Genomic DNA, 6,410 nt, shown 5'->3' with positions numbered 1-6,410 from the left:
GTCTTGAACCATCTTCTCGATGTCCGCATCAGACAGACCGCCAGAGGCTTGGATCGTGATCTTCTGCTCTTTGCCCGTGCCTTTGTCCATCGCGCCAACAGCAACGATGCCGTTTGCGTCGATGTCGAAGGTTACTTCGATCTGTGGAAGACCGCGTGGCGCTGGCGGGATGTTTTCAAGGTTGAATTGACCGAGCATTTTGTTGTCTGCGGCCATTTCGCGCTCACCTTGGAAAACACGGATCGTCACGGCGCTTTGGCTGTCTTCAGCAGTGGAGAAAATCTGGGACTTCTTCGTTGGGATCGTCGTGTTGCGATCGATCAAACGTGTGAAGACGCCGCCGAGTGTTTCAATGCCGAGGGACAGTGGTGTCACGTCCAGAAGAACAACGTCCTTCACGTCACCTTGCAGAACGCCGGCCTGAATAGCCGCACCCATCGCAACAACCTCATCAGGGTTAACACCCTTGTGTGGCTCTTTGCCGAAGAACTTTGTCACTTCTTCGATAACGCGTGGCATACGTGTCATACCACCAACGAGAACGATCTCGTCGATGTCAGAGGTGGACAGGCCCGCATCTTTAAGCGCTGCTTGGCAAGGCTTGATAGATGCTTTGATCAGGTCGCTGACGAGGCTTTCCAGCTTCGCACGTGTCAGTTTCAGAACCATGTGCAGCGGTTGACCGCCTTTTGGATCCATAGAGATGAACGGCTGGTTGATTTCAGTCTGGTTCGCGGAAGACAATTCGATCTTCGCTTTTTCAGCTGCTTCTTTCAGACGCTGAAGCGCCATCTTGTCCTGCGTCAGGTCAACGCCGTTCTCTTTTTTGAACTCATCCGCGAGGTAGTTCACGATGCGCATGTCAAAGTCTTCACCGCCGAGGAACGTATCGCCGTTGGTGGATTTCACTTCGAATAGGCCGTCGTCGATTTCGAGGATGGTCACATCGAATGTACCACCGCCGAGGTCATAAACCGCGATTGTCTGTGTGTTCTCTTTATCAAGACCATAAGCAAGCGCAGCCGCTGTTGGTTCGTTGATGATGCGCAGAACTTCAAGGCCAGCGATCTTACCGGCGTCTTTTGTCGCCTGACGCTGCGCATCGTTGAAGTACGCAGGTACGGTGATAACCGCTTGTGTCACGTCTTCGCCGAGGTAGCTTTCCGCTGTCTCTTTCATCTTACCGAGAATGAAAGCAGAGATTTGGGAAGGTGAATACTTGTCACCCTTCGCTTCGACCCATGCGTCGCCGTTGCCGCCATCTACAACAGAGAATGGCAGGTTTTTCATGTCTTTCTTCAGGTGCGCGTCATCATAGCGGCGACCGATCAGGCGCTTTACGCCAAAGACAGTGTTATCTGGGTTTGTGACGGCTTGGCGTTTCGCCGGCTGGCCTACAAGGCGCTCGTCATCTGTGAAAGCAACGATCGACGGTGTCGTGCGCGCGCCTTCAGCGTTTTCAATCACACGTGGCTGAGAGCCGTCCATGATGGAAACGCAGCTGTTTGTCGTTCCAAGGTCAATACCAATTACTTTGGCCATGTTTTCGATCCCTTATTAATCTTCAAGGCGATGTTACGAGACGCAAACCCGTTACGGCATCCGTGCCCCGATTGGTGAGTGGTCTACAACAGGTGCAAACCGCCGTTCGAGCGGTATATAAGGAGCGCAAAAGGGTGCTGCAAGCTTTGCACAGCAACTGATTATGAGTTTTCGCTCCGTAATGGCGTTATTTTTGCGATTAGACTAAAAAAAGGGTTAACCGCGCGTGCAAAAACTGAGTGTCAGAGGGTTTGACATCTATAAAGGGCTGCTCGATCAGCCCATGCAACAGGCTTTGGTTGAAGCCGTGCGCGACGTTGCGCGCGCTGCGCCAGTCTTTTCTCCGATGACGCCCTATGGAAAACCTATGAGTGTCAAAATGACCTCCGCTGGTGCGTTCGGTTGGGTGTCAGATCGATCAGGGTATCGATACGCAAATACACATCCAAACGGTCAAAATTGGCCTGCAATTCCGCAGAATATTTTGGACATCTGGGATCGCGTGAGTGGATCCACGCGCCCGCCTGAATGCTGCTTGATGAATTTCTATGGCGAAGATGCGCGCATGGGTATGCATCAGGATCGCGATGAGGCGAATTTCGCTGAGCCCGTCGTGTCAGTTTCTCTTGGGGATGATGGCTTGTTCCGGATAGGAAATCGCGAAAAGGGCGGTAGCACTGAATCGATATGGCTCAGCTCGGGGGATGTTGTTGTGATGGGCGGCGATGCGCGCCTGACTTATCATGGCGTTGATCGTATTCGGTTTGGAACGTCGCAGCTTTTGTCCAAAGGTGGGCGTTTGAATCTTACTTTGCGTGTGGTGACCTAATTTAGAAATTCACGCGTTGCAGTGAGCGCATGAAGGCTTTCAAGTTCTGTCGATAGCCAGTCTCGCAATCTTTGAATTGCAGGTGTCGCTTCCATACCCATAGGGCAGGTCAGGCGATATTGGCCAGGCAGGCGAATGGACTGTTTGAACGGTGCGACTAAGTTTCCTGCTTCCAGCGCTTTTTCGCAAAGCGACGCGCGCCCGAGTAATACACCGCCGCCAGACAGGGCGAGATCGGTTGCATGATCGGCCTGAGAAAACTGCGGGCCGGGTTTCGCCGTTTTGTCCATGCCCATAGCGTTGAACCAAGTGGGCCAGCCCGTCCAATCATCTAAGAAATTCATGCTCTCATCATAGATGAAAGGCAGGGAGAGCAGATCATCTGGCGCTTCTATCTGTTTTGCGAGATCGGGGTGCATGACAGGGGTTACCCACTCTTGCAAAATCACATCGTTAAACTGGCCGGGCGTTTCATGCATGCCAAAGCGAATGGCGACATCAATTTCATCGCGGGCGAAATCCAAAATACGCAAAGTTGCGGAAAACCTGAGTTCTAGATCAGGGTTCGCCTGTGCAAAGGTAAACATGCGCGGGGCGAGCCATTTTGAGGTGAAGGCAGGCCCAGCGGTGATGGTTAGGTTGGAGGCGGTCACGCGACGCCGTGCGCTGCTCCACGCGCGGTTGAGTGTTGTGAGACCTTCCGCGACTTCTGGGTAAAGCGCAGTGCCAATCTCGGTTAGATCCACCGCGCGATTGCGGCGATGAAACACGGGCGCGCCGAGGTGATCCTCAAGCGAGCGTATCTGAAAGGACAAAGCGGCTGGCGTCACGTTCAGCTCTGCTGCGGCATCGGCGAAAGACAAGTGTCGTGCGGCGGCTTCAAAGGCGCGTAGGGCAGTAAAGGGAGCGAGGCGGTCCATTATTATCCACAAGAGTTTCTTAACTGAATGCTCTAAACGTCTCGTTTGTGCGAGCATTTGTCAAACAATATAACGTATTTACAGAACGAAATTGTTCAGATCGAAAATTGGAGACAAGAGAATGTATACTAAAAATGGACATACCGCCCTAAGCCGTGCCGACTATGAAGCGCGTATGCGCTACGAGCGTAGTGAAGCATTTCACCATGGAATGGCACGCATCGCGCGTATGCTGCGTTTGCGCAGTGATAAGCGTTGAGCGTCGCAAAAAGGGATCGTTCGTAAGGGCGGTTCCTAAAGACTTACTGGCGCGCGCTCCAGCTCGCGGAGGCATGTTTACGGGTGTAGAATTCCGCCATAAGCCCGATAAGCAATAGTACGATCCCGACCCACAAAGCATATTCCCAATTCGAGTTTCTGGGAGAATAGTTCACAAAGGCAAAGCCGCGTGATTGGTCGATGCAATGAAACAGTGGATTCCAATCAAACATCATCAAAAGCTGTGGCGTCAATGTGTTGGCGACAAACATCTTTCCGGACGCGATCATATTTGCGCGCTGGTAGATCGTCGATAAAAGACCGGAAAGCCCGGGCGCCCATGGCTTGATCGCGAGGAAAACCACGCCAACTGCGACGGCGGTGAACCAAGCGAGCAGGATCATCATCATAACACCAGCAACGTTCTGTACCTCAAAAGGTGTGACAAGAACGTGGTAGGCAAACATAATCACAATAAGCGAAAGCATCTGAATGTAGAGCTGGCTGAGCGCGGCCGCCGCAATCGAGATTGAGGTGGTCATTGGCGCGTGCTTCATCATGGGGGAGGCGGGGCCTTCGGAACCGGAAACAGCGCCAACGGTTTTGATGTGCGTCATGAACAGAAAAATGCCGGTCATTAGGAAGACCATGAAATCGCCACGCATCACTGCGCCGCGTAGCTGCAAAACAGAGAACATGATGTAAAACGCCAGAACAAAGATGATCATCTGCATCAAGTTCATGATGATACTCATCAAGGCGTTGCCATGCGATTTTCGAATTGTGCGGGCAACGTTGTGGTACACGAGATCACAAAAAGTAATCGTATTGCTCAAGAAGCCGTCGCGTTTTCGAACTTGGAACATATTTAGTCTGCCTGATCTCGAACGTTGTGCATGATGAATATTGCCGTTCTTGTTGCTTCATATCATAAGAGGCATGGATATTTTATCAACATTACCGAAGATTTAAGGCAGGAAGTGGGCAAATGGACTACAAACATTTAGAAGAAGTGATGCGCAAGCTGGCATTGGCCGCAGGCGACGTGATTATGGACATTTACGGTCAGGATGATTTTGACGTCAAATCAAAGTCTGATGACAGCCCTGTGACAGCCGCTGATGAAGCTGCGGATGCCCTGATTTCCAAGGGTCTGCGCGAAGAGTTTCCTGATGTGATGCTTGTGACAGAAGAGCAATCTGAGTCGCACAAGACGTCTGGCGATACCTTCCTGATCGTTGATCCATTGGATGGCACAAAAGAGTTCATTCACCGTCGCGGCGATTTCACTGTGAACATCGCTTTGGTCGAAAAGGGCGTTCCAACGCGCGGTGTTGTGTATGCGCCTGCGAAGAAGCGCATGTTCTACACGCGCGCAGATGGTCAAACGGTCGAAGAAACAGGACCACTGCATCCTGATGTCGTTGGTCAGCAGAACGTGATCAGCGTGAGCACCCCAGACAACAAAGCGCTTTATGTCGTTGCATCTAAATCGCACCGTGATCAGGCGACGGATGACTACATCAACAAATACAAAGTGCGCGACATGAAAAGCGCGGGCTCATCATTGAAGTTCTGCCTGATTGCGACGGGCGAAGCGGACATCTATCCGCGGGTTGGCCGCACGATGGAGTGGGACACAGCTGCTGGTCATGCTGTTTTAACAGGCGCCGGCGGACGCGTTGTGCGTTTCGATAACCATGAAGATCTGGTGTACGGCAAGGAAGATTACGCAAACCCATTCTTCATTGCTTACTCACCTGACGTTGAGTTGAAAGAAGCTTAAGTGTCTGTTCTGATTGTCATTCCGGCGCGGTATGCGTCTACGCGTTACCCTGCAAAACCCTTAGCAGAGCTCAAGGGTGCAACTGGTTCTTCTCGCTCGCTCATTCAGCGGGCGTGGGAGGCTGCGAAGGCGGTGAATGGCGTGGATCGCGTCGTTGTTGCGACGGATGATGATCGGATCAAAGATGCGGCAGAGGTGTTCGGGGCAGAGGTTGTGATGACCTCTGAAAGCTGCGCCAATGGAACAGAGCGTTGCGCGGCGGCTTATGAGGCGCTGGGCAGCGACGCGGAGATTGTGGTGAACCTACAAGGTGACGCGCCGTTGACGCCACATTGGTTTGTGGAGGATTTGGTGACAGCCATGCGCAATGCGCCGGATGCGGATATCGCCACGCCTATTCTGCGCTGCGATGGTCGTGCGTTGAATGGTTTTCTCGCAGATCGCAAAGCAGGACGTGTTGGAGGCACAACCGCGGTTTTCGATGCCAACATGCGCGCGATGTACTTCTCGAAAGAGGTGGTGCCATTTACCTCTGAAATCTATGCAGACACAGATGAAACCCCTGTGTTTCATCATGTTGGTGTCTATGCCTATCGCCCGAGCGCTTTGCTGGATTATCGAAATTGGAAAGTTGGTCCGCTGGAGCAGCTCGAAGGATTGGAGCAGCTACGCTTTATGGAGCAAGGTGGCACCGTGCGCTGCGTTGAAGTTGATGCGAAAGGGCGCCAATTCTGGGAGTTGAATAATCCCGAAGATGTCCCCGTGATTGAGCAGATGATGCTGGAGATGGGGATTGAATGAGCACCCCTTCGGTCTCTGTCATCGTTGTGAGCAGAGGCCGGGCTGCTGATTTACCGCTTTGCCTAACGGGCATATCGCAACTGGATTATCCTGAATTCGAAGTCGTTCTTGTCGCGGACAAAGATGGCATGGAGGCTGCGCGTGACCTTTCCTTCTTTGAGGATCTGAAATGCGTTGCGTTCGAGGAGGCGAATATCTCGGCTGCCCGCAATCTAGGTATCGCAGAAGCCGCGGGTGAGATTGTGGCCTTCATCGATGATGATGCGGTGCCAGA

At 52.4% G+C, this 6,410-nt stretch carries 8 protein-coding genes; 5 read left to right on the top strand and 3 right to left on the bottom strand.

Annotated elements, in window-relative coordinates:
• Positions 1–1,542 (bottom strand): molecular chaperone DnaK (gene dnaK, locus ABJQ89_RS20540; RefSeq protein ID WP_348498017.1); only part of this gene is annotated, 1,542 nt, incomplete at its 3' end.
• 226 nt (positions 1,543–1,768) lie between these two features.
• On the opposite strand from dnaK, the gene ABJQ89_RS20535 reads away from it, so the two are divergent.
• Positions 1,769–2,371, top strand: a complete 603-nt coding sequence (locus ABJQ89_RS20535; RefSeq protein ID WP_348498016.1) for an alpha-ketoglutarate-dependent dioxygenase AlkB — start codon at positions 1,769–1,771, stop codon at positions 2,369–2,371.
• On the opposite strand, the gene gcvA is transcribed toward ABJQ89_RS20535, so the two are convergent.
• Positions 2,368–3,291, bottom strand: coding sequence for a transcriptional regulator GcvA (gene gcvA, locus ABJQ89_RS20530; RefSeq protein ID WP_348498015.1), 924 nt, complete (start codon positions 3,289–3,291; stop codon positions 2,368–2,370). The genes ABJQ89_RS20535 and gcvA overlap by 4 nt on opposite strands.
• A 121-nt stretch (positions 3,292–3,412) precedes the next feature.
• Between gcvA and ABJQ89_RS20525 the strand changes: the two genes are divergently transcribed.
• Positions 3,413–3,550, top strand: a complete 138-nt coding sequence (locus ABJQ89_RS20525; RefSeq protein ID WP_348498014.1) for a hypothetical protein — start codon at positions 3,413–3,415, stop codon at positions 3,548–3,550.
• A gap of 43 nt (positions 3,551–3,593) precedes the next feature.
• Here ABJQ89_RS20525 and ABJQ89_RS20520 read toward each other — a convergent pair whose 3' ends face one another.
• Entirely contained in the window at positions 3,594–4,415 is an 822-nt protein-coding gene (locus tag ABJQ89_RS20520) for an ABC transporter permease (protein WP_348498013.1), read from the bottom strand.
• 122 nt (positions 4,416–4,537) lie between these two features.
• On the opposite strand from ABJQ89_RS20520, the gene cysQ reads away from it, so the two are divergent.
• The 3 genes from cysQ to ABJQ89_RS20505 all read left to right on the top strand — a co-directional run.
• Entirely contained in the window at positions 4,538–5,335 is a 798-nt protein-coding gene (gene cysQ / locus ABJQ89_RS20515; protein WP_348498012.1) for a 3'(2'),5'-bisphosphate nucleotidase CysQ, read from the top strand.
• Positions 5,336–6,136: a 3-deoxy-manno-octulosonate cytidylyltransferase gene (kdsB, locus tag ABJQ89_RS20510; RefSeq protein WP_348498011.1), complete on the top strand. Its 801-nt coding sequence runs from the start codon at positions 5,336–5,338 to the stop codon at positions 6,134–6,136.
• Positions 6,133–6,410 (top strand): glycosyltransferase family A protein (locus ABJQ89_RS20505; RefSeq protein ID WP_348498010.1); only part of this gene is annotated, 278 nt, incomplete at its 3' end. The genes kdsB and ABJQ89_RS20505, both read left to right, overlap by 4 nt.

Source organism: Planktotalea sp. (genome assembly GCF_039984035.1).
Classification (GTDB): Bacteria; Pseudomonadota; Alphaproteobacteria; order Rhodobacterales; family Rhodobacteraceae; genus Planktotalea.
The sequence above is the reverse complement of the archived record's forward strand: the minus strand, read 5'-3'. Positions and strand labels throughout refer to the sequence as shown.